General features: G+C 72.2%; 14 protein-coding genes. 6 read left to right on the forward strand and 8 right to left on the reverse strand.

The features are described from left to right. Positions 1 to 75: 75 nt before the first annotated feature. Entirely contained in the window at positions 76 to 1,536 is a 1,461-nt protein-coding gene (locus ACZ7GZ_RS31330) for an aldehyde dehydrogenase family protein (protein WP_471029280.1), read from the reverse strand. Between the two features lie 69 nt (positions 1,537 to 1,605). After that, positions 1,606 to 2,430, reverse strand: a complete 825-nt coding sequence (locus ACZ7GZ_RS31335; RefSeq protein ID WP_471029312.1) for a helix-turn-helix domain-containing protein — start codon at positions 2,428 to 2,430, stop codon at positions 1,606 to 1,608. Between the two features lie 345 nt (positions 2,431 to 2,775). On the opposite strand from ACZ7GZ_RS31335, the gene ACZ7GZ_RS31340 reads away from it, so the two are divergent. Next, the gene (locus ACZ7GZ_RS31340) at positions 2,776 to 3,270 is read left to right on the forward strand and encodes an ATP-binding protein (RefSeq protein ID WP_471029282.1); all 495 of its coding nucleotides are present in this window, start codon (positions 2,776 to 2,778) and stop codon (positions 3,268 to 3,270) included. A gap of 76 nt (positions 3,271 to 3,346) precedes the next feature. Here ACZ7GZ_RS31340 and ACZ7GZ_RS31345 read toward each other — a convergent pair whose 3' ends face one another. Then, on the reverse strand, positions 3,347 to 3,616 hold the full coding sequence (locus ACZ7GZ_RS31345; protein WP_471029285.1) for a DUF397 domain-containing protein: 270 nt from the start codon (positions 3,614 to 3,616) through the stop codon (positions 3,347 to 3,349). 145 nt (positions 3,617 to 3,761) lie between these two features. Beyond that, the gene (locus tag ACZ7GZ_RS31350) at positions 3,762 to 4,235 is read right to left on the reverse strand and encodes an SRPBCC family protein (protein WP_471029286.1); all 474 of its coding nucleotides are present in this window, start codon (positions 4,233 to 4,235) and stop codon (positions 3,762 to 3,764) included. An 18-nt stretch (positions 4,236 to 4,253) separates the two neighbouring features. On the opposite strand from ACZ7GZ_RS31350, the gene ACZ7GZ_RS31355 reads away from it, so the two are divergent. The 3 genes from ACZ7GZ_RS31355 (at position 4,254) to ACZ7GZ_RS31365 (ending at position 5,554) form a co-directional block, all read left to right on the forward strand. Further along, the gene (locus tag ACZ7GZ_RS31355) at positions 4,254 to 4,328 is read left to right on the forward strand and encodes a hypothetical protein (protein ID WP_471029313.1); all 75 of its coding nucleotides are present in this window, start codon (positions 4,254 to 4,256) and stop codon (positions 4,326 to 4,328) included. A 118-nt stretch (positions 4,329 to 4,446) separates the two neighbouring features. Further along, positions 4,447 to 4,926: a hypothetical protein gene (locus tag ACZ7GZ_RS31360; protein ID WP_471029289.1), complete on the forward strand. Its 480-nt coding sequence runs from the start codon at positions 4,447 to 4,449 to the stop codon at positions 4,924 to 4,926. A gap of 112 nt (positions 4,927 to 5,038) precedes the next feature. Continuing rightward, positions 5,039 to 5,554 carry a DUF4232 domain-containing protein gene (locus ACZ7GZ_RS31365; RefSeq protein ID WP_471029291.1) on the forward strand — a complete coding sequence of 172 codons (516 nt, stop codon included), beginning with the start codon at positions 5,039 to 5,041 and terminating at the stop codon, positions 5,552 to 5,554. 25 nt (positions 5,555 to 5,579) lie between these two features. Here ACZ7GZ_RS31365 and ACZ7GZ_RS31370 read toward each other — a convergent pair whose 3' ends face one another. After that, a complete protein-coding gene (locus ACZ7GZ_RS31370; RefSeq protein WP_471029292.1) occupies positions 5,580 to 6,689 on the reverse strand; it encodes a DUF2786 domain-containing protein in 1,110 nt (369 codons plus the stop codon). 236 nt (positions 6,690 to 6,925) lie between these two features. Between ACZ7GZ_RS31370 and ACZ7GZ_RS31375 the strand changes: the two genes are divergently transcribed. Together ACZ7GZ_RS31375 and ACZ7GZ_RS31380 are read left to right on the forward strand one after the other, a co-directional pair. Then, positions 6,926 to 7,675, forward strand: coding sequence for a Clp protease N-terminal domain-containing protein (locus tag ACZ7GZ_RS31375; protein ID WP_471029294.1), 750 nt, complete (start codon positions 6,926 to 6,928; stop codon positions 7,673 to 7,675). A gap of 48 nt (positions 7,676 to 7,723) precedes the next feature. Next, entirely contained in the window at positions 7,724 to 9,424 is a 1,701-nt protein-coding gene (locus ACZ7GZ_RS31380) for a bifunctional 3'-5' exonuclease/DNA polymerase (protein ID WP_471029295.1), read from the forward strand. A gap of 55 nt (positions 9,425 to 9,479) precedes the next feature. Here the strand turns inward: ACZ7GZ_RS31380 and ACZ7GZ_RS31385 are convergent, their stop codons facing one another. The 3 genes from ACZ7GZ_RS31385 to ACZ7GZ_RS31395 all read right to left on the reverse strand — a co-directional run bounded on the left by ACZ7GZ_RS31385 (position 9,480) and on the right by ACZ7GZ_RS31395 (position 16,062). After that, a complete protein-coding gene (locus ACZ7GZ_RS31385; protein ID WP_471029296.1) occupies positions 9,480 to 12,887 on the reverse strand; it encodes an AfsR/SARP family transcriptional regulator in 3,408 nt (1,135 codons plus the stop codon). A 462-nt stretch (positions 12,888 to 13,349) separates the two neighbouring features. Next, positions 13,350 to 14,243: a glycosyltransferase family 2 protein gene (locus ACZ7GZ_RS31390; protein ID WP_471029298.1), complete on the reverse strand. Its 894-nt coding sequence runs from the start codon at positions 14,241 to 14,243 to the stop codon at positions 13,350 to 13,352. A gap of 619 nt (positions 14,244 to 14,862) precedes the next feature. Beyond that, complete coding sequence (locus ACZ7GZ_RS31395) at positions 14,863 to 16,062, reverse strand: alpha/beta hydrolase family protein (protein ID WP_471029299.1); 1,200 nt, start codon at positions 16,060 to 16,062, stop codon at positions 14,863 to 14,865. Positions 16,063 to 16,298: the final 236 nt, after the last annotated feature.

Consider the following 16,298-nt stretch of genomic DNA (forward strand, 5'->3'; position numbering starts at 1 on the left):
TTGCGGTCAGGTTCTGTCCGCAAGGGTCCGCCGGTCCGGAACGCGCCGGAACTCGTCAGCACTCGTCAGCACTCGTCAGAACGGGAACGCGCTGCGGCCGTGCTGCACCGAGATCCACTTGACGGTCGTGAACGCCTCCAGCGTCGTCTCGCCGTTCAGGCGGCCGATGCCGGAGTGCTTCTCGCCGCCGAACGGCACGATGGGCTCGTCGTGGACCGTGCCGTCGTTCACGTGGAACATGCCGGTGTCGATCTGCTTGGCGAAGGCGACGCCCCGCTCGATGTCACCGGTGTGGACGGCGCCGCTGAGGCCGTACGGGGTGTCGTTGACGATGCGGAGCGCCTCCTCCTCGCCGTCGAACGGGATGAGGAAGACGACCGGGCCGAAGATCTCCTGCCGCAGCAGCGCCGAGTCTGCGGGGACGTCGGTGAGCACGCTGGGCTCGACCAGGTTGCCCGACGTGCCGCCCCGGACGAGGGCGGTGGCGCCCTCGGCGACCGCCTGCTCGACGGCGCCGGAAACGGCGTTCGCCTGCTGGGAGTTGATCACCGGGCCGATGACGGTCTGCGGGTCGCGCGGGTCGCCGACCTTCAGCGACCTCACCTTGGCGACGAACTTCTCGGTGAAATCACCGGCGATCGAGCGGTCCACGAGCACGCGGTTCGCGGCCATGCAGACCTGGCCCTGGTGCACGAAGCGGCTGAAGACCGCCGCGTCCACCGCGTAGTCGACGTCGGCGTCCTCCAGGACCACCAGCGCGCTGTTGCCGCCCAGTTCGAGCACCGAGCGCTTGAAGTTCGCGGCGCAGACGGTGGCCACGTGCCGGCCGACCTTGTCGGAGCCGGTGAAGGAGATGACCTTCGGGACCGGGTGCTCGATGAACGCGTCGCCGATCTCGGCGATGTCGGTGACGACGACGTTGAGCAGGCCGCCGGGCAGCCCGGCCTCCTCGAAGATCTTCGCGATCAGGGTGCCGCCCGCGATCGGGGTGTTCTGGTGCGGCTTGAGGACCACGCCGTTGCCGAGCGCGAGCGCCGGGGCGACCGACTTCAGCGACAGCAGGAAGGGGAAGTTGAACGGGCTGATCACGCCGACCACCCCGACCGGGACCCGGTAGACGCGGTTCTCCTTGCCGTCGACCGGGGAGGGCAGGATCTTGCCCTCGGGGCGCAGCGCCAGGTGGACCGACTCGCGCAGGAACTCCTTGGCGAGGTGCAGCTCGAAACCGGCCTTCACGCGCGTGCCGCCCAGTTCCGCGATGATCAGGTCGGCTATCTCCTGCTCGCGGTCCTCTATGAGTCTGAGCGCCCGCTCCAGGACCGCGCGGCGGGCGTAGGGGTTGGTCGCGGCCCACTGCTTCTGGGTGCGGGCGGCGGCCCGGTAGGCCTGGTCCACCTCGTCGACGGTGGCCACGGTGATCGAGGCCAGCTTCTCGTCGTCGTACGGGTTGAAGTCGATCACGTCCCAGGAGCCGGTGCCCGGACGCCACTCACCATCGATGTACTGCTGGGCCAGGTCGGTGAAGCAGGACGACATGTGATCCCTCAATCACTAGCGGACGCAGATCCTGGTCAAGGTCTGATCGCATGTCATCGTACTTACGTGTCACGAGAGTTGGAGGAGGCCTCGGAGAAGATCCCGGCTCTCGTCCGGTCCCGGGCTGTCCTGCTGCAGCTCCTTGAGCGCCTGCTCGTACTGGGCGACGTCCTCGCGCTTGTCCAGGTAGAGGGCGCTGGTCAGCTGCTCCACGTAGACGACGTCGGACAGGTCGGCGTCGGGGAAGCTGAGGATGGTGAAGGCACCGCTCTCGCCGGAGTGCCCGCCGAAGCTGAACGGCATGACCTGCAGCCGTACGTTGGGCCGCTCGGAGAGGTCGATGAGGTGCTGCAGCTGGCCGCGCATGACCTGGCGGTCGCCGTAGGGGCGGCGCAGGGCGGCCTCGTCCAGGACGATGTGGAACTCGGGGGCGTTGTCCGCCAGCAGGTGCTTCTGCCGCTCCATGCGCAGGGTGACCCTGCGGTCGACGTCCGCCGGGCTCGCGCCCTGCATGCCGCGCCGGACCACGGCGCGGGCGTACTCCTCGGTCTGCAGCAGGCCGTGGACGAACTGCACCTCGTAGACGCGGATGAGGGACGCGGCGCCCTCCAGGCCCACATAGGTGGGGAACCAGCTGGGCAGGACGTCGGTGTAACTGTGCCACCAGCCGGCCACGTTGGCCTCGCGGGCGAGGGAGAGCAGTGACTCGCGTTCGGCCTCGTCCGTGATGCCGTACAGCGTCAGCAGGTCCTCCACGTCCCGGGTCTTGAAGCTCACCCGGCCCAGCTCCATCCGGCTGATCTTCGACTCGGAGGCGCGGATGGAGTACCCCGCCTTCTCGCGCGTGATCCCCCGAGCTTCACGCAGTCGCCTGAGTTGCGAACCGAGCAGCATCCGCCGCACCACCGATCCGGGCTCTCCCGCGCTCACGTTCGTCAGCCTCCCCAACCGTCTTCAGGGCCCGCAGTCTGCCACTAAAACACTTCGAGCAGTACTCGTCCGGTTACGGAAACGGAAAGACGCGGGCCGTTTCCGACTGGCGGTTCCATTGAAGAGGTCAGGACCACTGGCGGCGATTGCCGAGAAGATGGCGGAAAAAATGGCCAAGAAGCGGTACGGGCAGTGCCATTTCGGTCGCGTGCACGTGCATCTGCCCTTGCATCTGCTGTGCGCATCCGAAACCATGGTGCCGCGCCACCGCTGCATCGCTACGACCGCGAACTCTCGGGAGTGCCTCGCATGGGGACGAATGGATCGACCATGCTCAAGCCGTTACGGCAGGGCCTTCCGCCGCTGGATCCCGCGGCCGTGTCCGATGCCGCCTCCTGCGCCCTGCCCGCCCGGTACGAGGCGGTGCGCGAGGCCCGGCGCTTCACCCGGACCACCCTCGACCAGTGGGACGCCGACGACCGCTTCGACGACATATGCCTCGTCGTCTCCGAACTCGTCACCAACGCTCTGCGGCACGCCCTCCCGGGGGACGCGGGATGCCCCGAACACGCCCCGCCCGTCCGGCTGCACCTGTTGCACTGGAGCGAGCGGCTGGTGTGCGCGGTGCGCGACCCGAGCCACGAGACGCCGGTCCCGCGCGACTCGGACGACTTCTCCGCCGAGTCCGGGCGCGGGCTGTTCCTGGTCGACTCCTTCGCCGACAGCTGGGGCTGGCACCCCCTCGCCGGCACCCTGCACGGCAAGGTCGTCTGGGCGCTGTTCCGGCTCCGCCCGGCCGGCTGACGCTGCGGCGCACCGACGGACGTACGGTTTCTACGCGCGTCACTCCGACATCGTCGCCACCGGCACGCCCCGGGCGTCAGCTCACGATCAGATGGTCGAACTCGCCGTCCTTGATGCCGAGCAGCATGGCCTCGATCTCCGCGCGCGTGTAGACGAGCGCCGGGCCGTCGGGGAAACGCGAGTTGCGTACGGCGACCTCGCCGCCCGGCAGCCGTGCGAACTCCACACACGAGCCCTGCGAGTTGCTGTACCTGCTCTTCTGCCAGGCCACGCCGACCAACTGCTCGGCAGCCATACCGTTGTACACGTCGTACCCCCCGTACACGCCGTCAACGTCGCGGTCCACAGGTCGCTCCCCGGTGGTGCACTGGCTGGTGTGGCCATAGATGCTGTGGTCAACTGACCCGGATCATAACCCGTTCATGTGCAGGTGCATGAGCAAATGCACGTGCACGCGCGGTGTTCCCGTGGTTACAGGTTTGACGTCCGCTTTACCGAAGCTGGTCCAGCGTCTGCCCCAGTGCGGGCAGGGCATGCCCACGCCATCCCCCGTCCATGATCTTCCGCGCCATCAGCTGACCCGGGTCGTCCGGATCGAAACCCTCGTGCACTAGGAAGAGACGTGTACCGCGCCCTTCCTGTTCCAGGGTCCAGGTGATGGTCCAGTCCGCAGGACTGGCCGGATCGGCGTCGGTCCAGCGGACGGACAGCATCCGCTCGATGGCGTAGGCCAGGACACACTCCTCCACCACCCCGGAGAAGCGGGCGTTGGGACGCGGGACGGAGGTCATCCGGTACCGGTGGCCGACCTCCAGCCGGAAGTCCTCGGCGCCGGGCATCTGCCAGCGGGCGAGCAGGCCGGGGTCGGTCAGGGCGCGCCAGACCTTGGCGGGCGGGTGCGGGAAGAACCGGTCGACGCGGACGGTGGTCAGGTCGTCCGCGTCGTCGCCGGGTGCGGTGCTCATGAGGGGTGATCGTCGGGCATGCTGTGCCGGGTGAACCTGCGCGAGCAGGCTCACAACGGATTCCTGCCCGGCGTCCGGAAGTCCTCCCGGTAACTGCTGGTAGCTTGCTGCGGGCCGTCCGGCCGAGGGCGGCCGGCCGCTACAGCTTGGGAGCTTTCCGGTGACTTCTGCGACAGCAAGGAGCGCGACGGCAAGGAACGCGACGGCAAGGGTGCGGACCGCGACCGTGACCGCGGGGCTGGTGGGTGCGCTCGCCGCGTTGACCGCGTGCAGCGGGGGCGGGGGCGGGGGCGGCAAGAGCGCCTCCCCGGCGCCGACGAGCGCGACCGCGACCCCCACCGGCGGCTCGGGCTCCCCGGCCGTGACCGGCGCCTCCGGCAAACTCCAGGGCAGCTGGATCACCACGAGCGGGGGCAAGATCGTGGCTCTGGTGATCACCGGGAAGAAGGCCGGGCTGTTCGTGACCGGCCGCAAGGCGTGGTGCCAGGGGGCCGCGGGCGCGGAGGCGGGGATGCAGATGATCCATCTGACCTGCCCCGACGGCGACAAGGACCGGGTCACCGGCATGGTCGACTCGGTGGACGCCAAGGGCATGACGGTGACCTGGTCGGGCAAGACCGGCCAGGAGACGTACACCAAGGCGGACGGCGGCAAGCTTCCGTCGGCACTGCCCACCCGGGTGAAGAAGTGACTCCGGCGGGGCCTGCCACCTGAAGTGGTGATTCCGAGGGGGTGTGGGAGCGGGTGCGGCGCACAGGCGCCATGATGCAGGGGCACCGTCACGACCTCGATGGGACCTGCTCATGCGCGCCATTCCGCTCACCGTCACGGCCCTCGCCGCCGCCCTGCTGCTCACCGCCTGCGGCGGCGGTGCGAGCAAGAGCGAGAGCAAGAACAGCTCGGCCTGCGAGATCGGCGGGGTCTCCGTGCAGATCGGGTCGGCGAGCGTCGCGCCGAAGGCCGGTGACACGGGCGAGATTCCCGTCAGCATCACCAACCAGAGCAAGCCCTGCACCCTGGACCGCTTCGCGGGCGTCGTCCTGAACGCCGGCAGCGCCAAGACCAGCGTGCCGGCCCTCAAGGGCGCGAAGGCCCAGAAGCTCAAGCTCGCCAAGGGCGACTCGGCGACCTTCACCATCAGCTATGTGCGCGGCGACGCGGGGGGCAAGACCGGTGTGGACGCGAAGACCGTGACCATCAGCCTGCCGGGCTCCCCCACCGCCCGCAGCTTCCCCTGGTCCTACGGCCCCGTCGCGGCCCAGGCCGGCGGGAGCGGTCCGGACGCCTCCGTGAGCGCGTTCCAGCAGGTCGGCGACTGAGTGCCGCTCCAGCCCTGGCGGGGTGTCACTCCAGTCGGGGGCGGGTTCTGACCTGGGCCCGGTCCGCCGCCCGCGCGCCCTCCGTCCACCCGGCCGCGTCGCTCACCCCGCGCAGCCGGGTCGTGGTGGTCTCGGGGAACATCCGCTCCAGCCGGTCGGTGACGGCCAGCTCCCTGGTGGCCAGGACCGGCAGCAGGTCCTGGGTGACCTGGGTCCCGGCGGCGGCCACGAGCCGGTCGCCGACGCGATGGGCGTAGGCGGCCAGGAACGACTGCCGGAAGGTCTTGGTCCGCTTCCGTCCCCCGGCTCGCTGCGCGGCCTCCGCCTTCGTCATCGCGTGCGTGGCCTGCACCAGCAGCGAGGTGTAGAGCAGCTCGACGGCCTCCAGGTCCGCCTCGAAGCCGACGACCGTGGAGAAGCCCAGCGGCTCGTTCCACACCGCGCGGCAGTTGTTCGCGCCGGCCACGGCGTCGAGCAGGATCGCCTTGGCCTGTTCGTACGGCGGCTCGACGCCGATCCGGCAGGCACCGGGCGCGTCCGGCGCGGGTGCCCCCGCCGCGAGCAGCGCCTCGTCGACGCTGTGTCGCGCCATCAGCTCCTGCGCCTTGGCGCTGAGCGCCTCCGCCTCCTCCGGATACCCGGTCGCCTCGGCCTTGGCGAGCAGCGCGCGGATACGGCTGAGCAGGCGGGAGGCGGCCGGGCCGGGGGCAGGGCGGGACTCCTCCTCCAGGGGCTGCAGGGCGGGCAGGCGCAGCAACAGGCGGTACAGCTCCAGTGCGGTCGTGGCCTGCGCGAAGCGGTCGGTCTCGCGGGCGGGATCCTCGGGCAGGTCCGCCAGCTGAGCGGCCCAGCGGCGCCCGCGCGGGCGGTCCTGCCCGGCCTGCGCGCGGATCAGCGCGGCGGCCCGGCGCACATGCGCGTCCGCCAGCTCGCGCCGCACCAGTCGTACGACGTCGGCGGGCTGCCAGCCGCGCCGCCAGGCCGTCGCGACGAACTCCTCGCCGCGGCGCGCGAGTTCGGTGTCCGCGGCGGGGTCGGCGGCGAGCAGGGAGGCGCCGGTGTCGAGGCCGGTGTCGGTGTCGTCGTAGAGGGCGGCCCGGAAAGCCCGCTCGACGGTGCTGGCAGTGCTGGTCACATCGCCGATCGTGCCATGCCCCGCCGACACCGGGCCGAGCGTTGTCCACAGGCTGTGGATGGGGGAAGGGTTTCGGGCACAGGGGAGCGGTCGGGGCCACCGGTGCGTGCGGGTCGGGGCCACCGGTGCCTGAGGGGTGCGGGCGGCCCGGACCACGGTAGTCGCCGATACGGCCGGGGCCGACATACCGTCAACCGACGGTTGACACTCCTGGGGGTGCAACCTACGGTTGACACATGGCCACCCATTCGGACACCACGGCATCCGTACGCCTCGACGACCTCATCGAGGTCATCAAGAAAGCCCACACCGAACCCCTCGAGCAGCTCCAGGACGCGGTGATCGCCGCCGATCACCTCGGCGACGTGGCCGACCATCTGATCGGCCACTTCGTCGACCAGGCCCGCCGCTCCGGCGCCTCCTGGACCGAGATCGGCAGGAGCATGGGCGTGACCCGGCAGGCGGCGCAGAAGCGGTTCGTGCCGAAGGAGTCCGCCGACCTCGACGCGGCCGACTTCAGCCGCTACACCTCGCGGGCGCGCAACGTCGTCATGGCCTCGCACCACGAGGCACTGGCCGCCCGCAACCCCGAGGGCCGCCCCGAGCACCTGGTCCTCGGGCTGCTGACCGAACCGGAGGGGCTGGCCGCGAAGGCGATCACCGAGCAGGGCGTCCTCCTGGACGCCGTACGCCAGGCCGCGACCGCCGCGCTCCCGCCCGCCGCGGACGAGGTCCCCGACCTCGTCCCCTTCGGCGCCGACGCCAGGAAGGTCCTGGAGCTCACCTTCCGCGAGGCCCTCCGGCTCGGCCACAACTACATCGGCACCGAGCACATCCTGCTGGCCCTGCTGGAACACGAGAACGGCCGGGGCGTCCTCAGCGGCCTCGGCATCACCAAGGCGGCGGCCGAGGAGTACCTCGGCTCGGTGCTGGCACTGCTGACAGAGAAGCGCCAGGAACCCGCCCCGGAGCGCAAGGAGGATTGAAACCGCAGGTCAGGACCATTGTCAGTACCGCCTGCCAGACTCGCCCTCATGACCGACCGGTGGGCACTCGCACCGGCCGAGGACGGAGGCGTGGACGTCGCCCCCCTCGGCCCGGACGGGCTGCCCGCCGGGCCGGTGCGGCGGGAGAGCGATCCCGCCGGGGCGGTGCGGAGCCGCCCGGAGGTGACGCGCTGGGTGTGGCGGTCCACCCCCGAGGTCTACCCGCGTCTGCTCGCCACGGGGGTGCGAGTGGAGCGGTGCTACGACATCGAGGACGCCGAGACACTCCTGCTGGGCCACGAGGGCCGGTACGGCGAGCCACGCTCGGCCGCCGCCGCCCTGGCCCGCCTCCGGGGCGGCCCCGTGCCGCCCGACCCGCCCCAGCGCCCGGCCGAACCGGGCGCGCAGCCGCCGCTGTTCGAGTCCACAGGCACCCGGCTGCCCCTGACCGACCTCCTCGCGGTCTACGCCGACCAGCTGAGGCGGCACGAACAAACCGCCCACCCCGACCGGATGCGCCTGCTGACGGCCGCCGAGTCGGCCGGCATGCTGGTGGCCGCCGAGATGAACCACGCGGGCCTCCCATGGAGCGCCGAGGTCCACCGCGGACTGCTGCACGAACTGCTGGGCGAGCGGTACGCGGGCGGCGGCGAGCCGCGCCGCCTCGCCGAGCTGGCCGACGAGGTGTCCGCCGCGTTCGGCCGCCGGGTCCGCCCCGACCTGCCCGCGGACGTCGTCAAGGCGTTCACGCAGGCCGGGATCAAGGTGCGCTCGACCCGCCGCTGGGAGATCCAGTCCGTCGACCACCCGGCCGTGGAACCCCTGCTGGAGTACAAGAAGCTGTACCGCATCTGGGTGGCGCACGGCTGGTCCTGGCTGCAGGACTGGGTGCGCGAGGGCCGTTTCCGCCCCGAGTTCCTCGCCGGCGGCACGGTCACCGGACGCTGGGTGACGAATGGCGGGGGCGGACTGCAGATCCCCAAGGTGATCCGCCGGGCCGTGGTCGCCGACCCCGGCTGGCGGCTGGTGGTGGCCGACGCCGACCAGATGGAACCGCGCGTGCTCGCCGCGATCTCCCGCGACCCCGGGCTGATGGAGGTCGCCGGCCGCGAGAGCGACCTCTACCAGTCCGTGTCCGACCGCGCCTTCTCCGGCGACCGCGACCAGGCCAAGATCGCCGTACTCGGCGCGGTCTACGGCCAGACCTCGGGCGACGGCCTGAAGAACCTGGCCGCGCTCCGCCGCCGCTTCCCGAAGGCCGTCGCCTACGTCGACGAGGCGGCCCGCGCCGGCGAGGAGGGCCGGCTGGTGCGCACCTGGCTGGGCCGCACCTGCCCGCCGGCCGCCGGGTCCGGCGGGGACGCGGCGGAGGAGGCCGGTATCCCCGTCGGCGAGGACGACGCCGAGCCGCAGGCCGACGGCCAGACCGCCTGGGTCCCGGGGTACGCCTCCACCAACTCCCGCGCGCGGGGCCGCTTCGCGCGGAACTTCGTCGTCCAGGGCAGCGCCGCCGACTGGGCCCTGCTGATGCTCGCCGCGCTCCGGCGAGCCTGCGCGGACCTCAAGGCCGAGCTGGTCTTCTTCCAGCACGACGAGGTGATCGTGCACTGCCCCGCCGACGAGGCCGACACGGTCGTCCGGGCCATCCGCGCCGCCGCCGACCTCGCCGGCCGGCTGACCTTCGGCGAGACACCGGTGCGGTTCCCGTTCACGACGGCGGTGGTGGAGTGCTATGCGGACGCCAAGTGAGCGCTGGTCCAGCGCACTTCGGTCGCTCCGCGACAGCTTTTCACCAGCTCTCCGGTCACTCCGCGAGAAGTTCTCGCAGCTCCGTCACGACCGCCTGCTCGTCCGTGCCGTCCAGGGCCGCGAGTGCCGCGTGCCAGGCGTCGTGCGCCTCCGGGCGGCGCCCCCGCGCGCGCAGCAGCAGCCCCTGCTGGTGCCGGGCCAGGCCGCCCATGTAGCGGTCGGCGCGGGCGTCGGCCCGGCTGAGGAGCTCGGCGCACTCGTGGCCCGCCCGCTCGGTCTCCCCCAGCTGCCGCAGCGCGCGGACCAGCCCCAGCCGGGTCTGGGACTCGCCGTGCCAGTCGCCGTGACCGCCGAGGATGCGCAGGCTCTCCTCGAAGTGCCCTGCGGCGGCGGCCGGTTCGTCCAGGGCGAGATGGGCGTAGCCGATGTTGCAGTGCGCCGAGTGCTGCACGATGACCGCGCCGATCGCGTCCCCGATCGCCAGCGAGCGCCGGTGCTGCTCGATGGCGGCGCGCGGGTCGGTGTGCTCGTAGAGGTTGCCGAGGTGGCTGTGGGTGACGGCCTCCCCGTAGGGGTCGTTCAGCTGCCGGCAGTACGCGAGGCTCTGCCGCAGCGCCTCCCCGGACTCCGCGAACCGCCCGAGCCCCTCCAGCAGCAGCCCGCGGTTGTTCAGGCAGCGCCGGATCCGGGAGGCCACTCCGAGCCGCCGCCAGATCTCCAGGGACTGGTCGGTGAGGGCGAGGGCGTCCTTCTGCCGGCCGGCCAGGAAGTGCAGGCCCGCCAGGTCGCCCAGCGCGTACGCCTCCGCCGCCGCGTCCCCGAGCCGCCGCGCCGCCCCGAGCGCGGCCCGCCCCAGCACCTCCATCTCGGCGACCCGTCCGCCGCGCTGGACATACGGGAAGAGCAGCCGTGCCAGCACGGAGAGAGGGGCGGCCCGGTCCGCGTCGGGCGTGTCGGCGTTCCGAGACACCAGCGCGACGACGTTCTCCAGCTCCACCTCGCCCCAGGCGAAGGCGTGTTCGGCGGACTCGAAGGGGGCCAGCCCGGCCAGGTCCGTGGCGTGTTCCGGCGGCTGCGCGGAGGTCGGCCGGCGCCGGTCGTCCTGGTCGAGCCCGGGCTCCGCGATCGCCTGCAGCAGCCGCTCGGCCACGGCGGCGTACCAGCGCAGGGCGGTCAGGTCCGGGTCGGGGGCCGGGAGGGAGCCGGACGTGGCGGCATCGGCCGGGCCGGCGGTGTCCCGGTGCGGGCCGCGGCCGTCGTGCCCCGACTCGGTGCCGGACGGGGCACCGGGGACCCTCGTGCCGGTGCCCTTCCCGGGATCCGTCCCTGCGCCCTTCCCCATGCCCTTTGTCATGCCCGTCCCCGTGTCGGCCAGTTCGCGGGCGAAGTCGCGGACCAGGTCGTGCGGGGCGTAGCGGCCATAGGCCGTCTCCTCCAGCAGGGCGACGTCGACCAGGCGGTCGAGGGCCGCCTCGGCGCGGCGCTCGTCGGTACCGGCGAGGCGGGCGATCAGCGGGGCGCCGTAGGTCGGCAGGTCGAGCACGCCGATGTGGCGCAGGGCGTCGGCCGCGTCCCGGTCGGCCTCGCGCTCGGCGGCGGCGAGCGCGTCGTGGGCGACGGCCAGGGAGCGCCGGACGCTGAGGTCGTCGTACTCCAGGTGCCGCAACCGCCCGCCGGTCTCGGCGAGTTGGCCGGCCAGCGCATCCGGGGTCAGGGCGCGACGGGCGGCGAGCCGGGCGGCGACGACGCGCAGCGCCAGCGGGAGTCGGCCGGTCAGCTCGACCAGTGCATGACCGGCGTCCAGCCCCTCGCGTCCGCTCACGGCGCGGAGCAGCGCCGCGCTGTCCTCACCGGTCAGCGGGGCGAGCGGGAAGCGCCGGGCGCCGTCGAGGGCGGTCAGCGGCGAGCGGCTGGTGACGATCACCGCACAGCCCGGCCCGGCCGGCAGCAGGGGCCGTACCTGAGCCGCGCTCGCCGCGTCGTCCAGCACCAGCAGGATGCGGGCCGGGGCGAGCAGCGAGCGGAGCAGGGCCGCTGCCGCGTCCGGGTGTTCGGGGATGCCGCGGGGCTCGACGCCCAGGTCCCGGAGCAGCGCGGCGAGCGCCTGTGCGGAGGGGAGCGGGGTCATGCCGGGGGTGGCGCCGTGCAGGTTGACGTACAGCTGCCCATCGGGGAATCGCTCCCGCAGCCCATGCGCGACATCCAGGGCGAGCGCGCTCTTGCCGACGCCCGCCATGCCGCTGATCACGGCGATGGCGGGAGCCGGAGCGGGCGGCTCGGTGAGCGCGTGCCACAGCTCGCGGCGGATCTCGGCACGGCCGGTGAACTGTGCCGGTGGGGCCGGCAGTTGTGCCGGTCGCGGGGTCTGCCGGACCTCCCGTGCACCGCCCGGGCGCGGGACCGGCGTCGCGCCCTCCTGCTCGGCGTCGGCGTCCATGTGACGGTCGTCCTGGCGCGGTTGACGGACATCGCCCGCCATGCCCGGCCGGCGGGCGTCGGGCTCCTCGTCCGCACGCCGCTGCACCTCGCCGCACCCCCGCAACACCTCGACATGCGCCTCGCGGACCGCCGGACCGGGTTCGATGCCGAGGTCCTCGACCAGGCGGGCGCGCAGGTCACGGTGGACGGCGAGCGCCTCGGCCTGACGGCCGGTGCGGTGCAGGGCGAGCATGAGCTGACGGTGGTACGCCTCGCGCAGCGGGTGCTCGGCGACCAGCGCCGCCAGCTCGGGGACGATACCGGCCAACCGTGTGCCGCCGAAGGCGAGTTCGGCGTCGTAGCGCCACTCCAGCAGGAGCAGCCGGGCCTCCTCCAGGCGCTGCACGAGGGCGTATCCGCCGAGGTCGGCGGGGAGCCCGCTGAGCGGGGCGCCGCGCCAGAGCGCGAGTCCGGACGTGCAGGCCCGTACGACACCCGGCCAGTCCCGCCGGGTGTGCGCGGCCCTCGCCTCGGCGACCCGGGCGTCGAAGACGTGCACGTCCAACTCGCCCTGGTCGACGCGCAGTACGTATCCCGGCGGTACGGCCCTGAGCCGGTCGGGGTCGTCCAGGAGCCGGCGCAGCCGGGTCACGTGGTTGTGCAGGGACGCCTGCGCGGAGACCGGCGGCGCGCCGCCCCACAGGGCGTCCTTCAGCGACTCCACCGACACGACCCGGCCCGGCTCCAGCAGCAACGCGGCCAGCAGCACGCGCACTTTGGGGCTGCCGATGGCACGGACGAGGTTGTCGGGGGTGTCGGGGCCGGGCTCGAGGGAAGCGGCGCCGCCGGGGGTGCCGCGGACGGCGGGCCCGTCGGGGTCGTCGGAGGCGTCAGGGCCGTCGGTGGTGGACTTGCCGTGAGGGGTGCCGTCGGCGGCAGGGCCCTCGGGACCGTCGCCGGGGGGCTCGGTCGAGATTCCGAATGGTGGTCGGTCGTACAGGACCGGCGGTCCCAGCAGTCCGAACCGCAGCCCGTACCGCCGCATCACGCCGCTCCACTGCCTTCCCGCGCGGTCGGGACCGACCGTGCTCCGCGGCGAGCGTACGCCCGCCGATCCTTGGCGGAAATCCACCCTGTCCACAACGGTTTCCCGCCACCTTCTGTCGCCGGTCCGGCCCCGGATCGGCCTGTCCGACGGCCTGTTTCCGGATACCGTCGGCAAGTTCCAGCCAACGGGTCCTCGACCCGCCGGCGAACCGTTGGCCATATGTTAGCGATCCGTTGGCGAATCCTGATGTGATCATCTCCATCGGATCTGGCCACACGGCGCGCGCGTATGTCGCGTAACTCGGGGGAGTGTCGCCGCAGGCTGGATCCGGGGACGCAAGGGGCCCCGGTCGGCGGAGGTGAACGCCCGGGGCCCCGTCCCGTTCTCTGATCCACACCCCGTTCGCGTCGACCAGCCACCGGCGGGGCCTCACACCCCGGTTCCCTGACGGGCCGCCCCTCACACCACCGGCGGGCGCCCCAGCCGGGTCAGCCGCCACACCGTCCGCCAGCGCATGGGGCGGCGCTCGCCGGCCGGTTCCCGGAGCCCTTCCACGAAACCGGCGAACCATGCCTTCAGCCCGGCCGGGGAGCGGGTGCGGGCCAGCGTGAGCAGGGTCCACACTCCGAGGTGCACGGGAACCAGCGGCAACGGCAGCCGGCGCCGGACGAGCCAGACGCGGTTGCGGGCGTTGACGCGGTAGTAGATGGCGTGCCGGGCCGGTGAGGTCTTGGGGTGCTGCAGCAGCAGTTCGGGAGCGTAGAGGATCTTCCAGCCGGCGTCGGCGGCGCGCCAGGCGAGGTCGGTCTCCTCGTGCGCGAAGAAGAACTCGGCGGGCCAGTCCCCGGTCTCGGCCAGCATCGCCATCCGCAGGGCGTGTCCGCCGCCGAGGAAGCCGGTGACGTAACCGCCGCGCATCGGATCCGACTTGCCCACGCGGGGCACGTGCCGCTGCTGGGTCTCGCCGTGCTCGTCGGCGATGCGGAAGCCGACGATGCCGAGGCGCGGGTCGGCCGCGTACAGGTCCCGTACGCGTCGCAGCACGTCGGCGTCGACGAGCAGCCCGTCGTCGTCCAGTTCCACGACGACGTCGACGTCGCCGTACTCCCGCAGCCGTGCGAGGGCGACGTTCCGGCCGCCCGGACAGCCGAGGTTCTCCTCCACGTCGACGGTGGTGACCTCGCCGGGCAGGGAGAGCCGGCGGGCGAACTCGGGCAGCCGGCAGCCGTTGCCGACGACGACGATGCGGGCGGGGGCGAGGTCCTGCTTGGCCACGGACTCCAGCAGGGCGTCGACCTCGGCGGGCCGGTTGCCCATGGTCACCACGGCGACGGCGATCCTCGGCTCCACCACGTCATTCACCCCATCCGGCCGACGGCGGCACCGCCCCCTGAGCGCGCGGTGTCCGCCGTTCACCAAGATGTTGCCTCAGGTCCGCGGGTTCACCCGACCCCGATTCACTTTGCGGCCCTTTTGCTCCGGATTCATCCGCACGTTCGCTCCACGGGCTCGACGCGCCCAGCCCCTCGCCCGAACGGGGTGCGCCTCCCCCGGCTGTCCGGCATCGCCCTCGGCGCCGGCCGGGCCAGTTCGTCGAGGGTCGCGGCGGACAACTAAAAAGGCCAAGTCACGGGTTATGTGACCTGGCCTTTTGCCGAGCCGCTTTCGGGATTCGAACCCGAGACCTATGCATTACGAGGGCCTGCAAGATCATGACGGGTGATGACCCGTGATCATGATCGATCCGGTTTTGCCTGGCCAGAGTATGTGCGCTGTGATGCGCGGTGCGGCTCGTGACGACTCGTGCCGCACCATCCGCTCACGCATCGCTCACGCAGACCGTGGGTTTAACCAGTGCACATACCCGTCCCAAAGCAGGACCCGACCGCGCACAAACGCCGAGGCGGAGTCCGTGACAACAGGAGACGGTTGTCATGGTGGCGAGCGGACTGGGAGTGACGCGGCCGCCGCTTCATGGGATGAACTTCACCTCCGGGAAGGCCGGGCACGGGCCGTCGAGCAGGTGCCCCTGTCCCCGGTGCCGCAGGTGCAGGTCGAAGAACGCGAGCGGGTACGCCTGCTGGATCCGTACGGCCCGGGCCGGGTCGAGGGTGCCGATCCAGTCCTGGATCTGCTGGTCGGTCATCCCTCGGATCTTGCCCGCTTGCGGGATCAGCGTCGCGTTGTCGCCGTATGAGTTGTGGGTGGCCCCGTCGGCCTGGATGTCGAGCCGCCAGCCGCGAAGATGCGTCCAGAACTCCTCGACGTCCGGCATGGCGGCCCGGGTGAACACGGCGGTCATCATCATGAATGGCCGGTCCAGATCGGCGGTGATGGTCGGCTGCATCGGGCCGTCGATGCTGAGCCCGGCGCGGACTCGCCGGTCGGCGAGCATGGTGAGCGCTGTGGCGCTGCCGCCCTTCGACCAGCCGAACGCGCCGATGCACTGCGGGTCGAGGGCGCCGAGCAGACCCTGGGGAAGTGGCTTGCCGTCGACGTCGGGATTGCGCCCGGCGGCGAGCCCCTCCACGCAGTCGAGCAGGAACCGGAGATCCGCGGCGAAGTCCCTCGGGTACATCGGGAAATCGTCCGGGGTGACCACCCGGCCGTCGGGGAACTCGGTGAACGTGTCGTGGGTGTGGTCGACGGTGACCACGACGTAGCCGTGGCTTGCGAGTTCCTGGACCGTGATGGTGTGGTCGCCGCGGTGGCTGCCCGAGCCGTGCGAGTACACGATGACGGGCAGGCGCTGGCCCGTGCGGTGCACGGGCGCGCCCACGTGCCCGACGGTGAGCGGGCCGAGGGCGGGGTCGAGGGGGAAGCCGACATCCACCAGGAACGCCCGCAACGCGCCCTCGGACATCCAGGGGGCGCGCGGCAGGTCCTCGGCCCTGCGTGCGGGGTACCAGACGCTGGCCATTAGCTCGCGGGGACGCCCGGGGCCGGCCACGGGGTCGGGACGTGACGTGTCGACGAGGTGCAGGGGCACCGTGCCCACCGGGTACGGTCCGGTGGGCACGGGCAGGGTGAGCTGGACCGGGCCCGGGGCGGTCGAAGCCGCCCACGCCGGGCGTGCGACGCCCATCGGCACGGCGGCCGCGACCGCCAGCGCGGCTCCGAGCATGCGGCGGCGCGTCATTCCTTCTCGGTTCCTGAACGGCGTGGTCGTCACGGACCCTCCCTGGGGTTGTGGGCAGCACCGGGTTTCTGGGCAGCACCGGGCTACGCCCGGCGCTTGGGCCGCCTGCCCGGGCCGGCAATGCTTCGGTCTTGATCGGCTCAGTGGTTCGGTGGGATGCGGCCGTCACGTGGTGCGGACATGAGGTAGGCGAGCACGGCCAGCACGCGGCGGTTGTCGTCGTCGGAGGGGGCGAGTTCCAGCTTGGTGAAGATGCTGGTGCTGTGCTT

This window comes from Streptomyces sp. NPDC037288, from assembly GCF_055603265.1.

Excerpts from the sequence above, each read along its gene's own strand:
- ACZ7GZ_RS31330 (WP_471029280.1), bottom strand. The coding sequence starts at position 1,536 with ATGTCGTCCTGCTTCACCGACCTGGCCCAGCAGTACATCGATGGTGAG.
- ACZ7GZ_RS31335 (WP_471029312.1), bottom strand. The coding sequence starts at position 2,430 with ATGCTGCTCGGTTCGCAACTCAGGCGACTGCGTGAAGCTCGGGGGATC.
- ACZ7GZ_RS31340 (WP_471029282.1), top strand. The coding sequence starts at position 2,776 with ATGGGGACGAATGGATCGACCATGCTCAAGCCGTTACGGCAGGGCCTT.
- ACZ7GZ_RS31350 (WP_471029286.1), bottom strand. The coding sequence starts at position 4,235 with ATGAGCACCGCACCCGGCGACGACGCGGACGACCTGACCACCGTCCGC.
- ACZ7GZ_RS31365 (WP_471029291.1), top strand. The coding sequence starts at position 5,039 with ATGCGCGCCATTCCGCTCACCGTCACGGCCCTCGCCGCCGCCCTGCTG.
- ACZ7GZ_RS31375 (WP_471029294.1), top strand. The coding sequence starts at position 6,926 with ATGGCCACCCATTCGGACACCACGGCATCCGTACGCCTCGACGACCTC.
- ACZ7GZ_RS31380 (WP_471029295.1), top strand. The coding sequence starts at position 7,724 with ATGACCGACCGGTGGGCACTCGCACCGGCCGAGGACGGAGGCGTGGAC.
- ACZ7GZ_RS31385 (WP_471029296.1), bottom strand. The coding sequence starts at position 12,887 with ATGCGGCGGTACGGGCTGCGGTTCGGACTGCTGGGACCGCCGGTCCTG.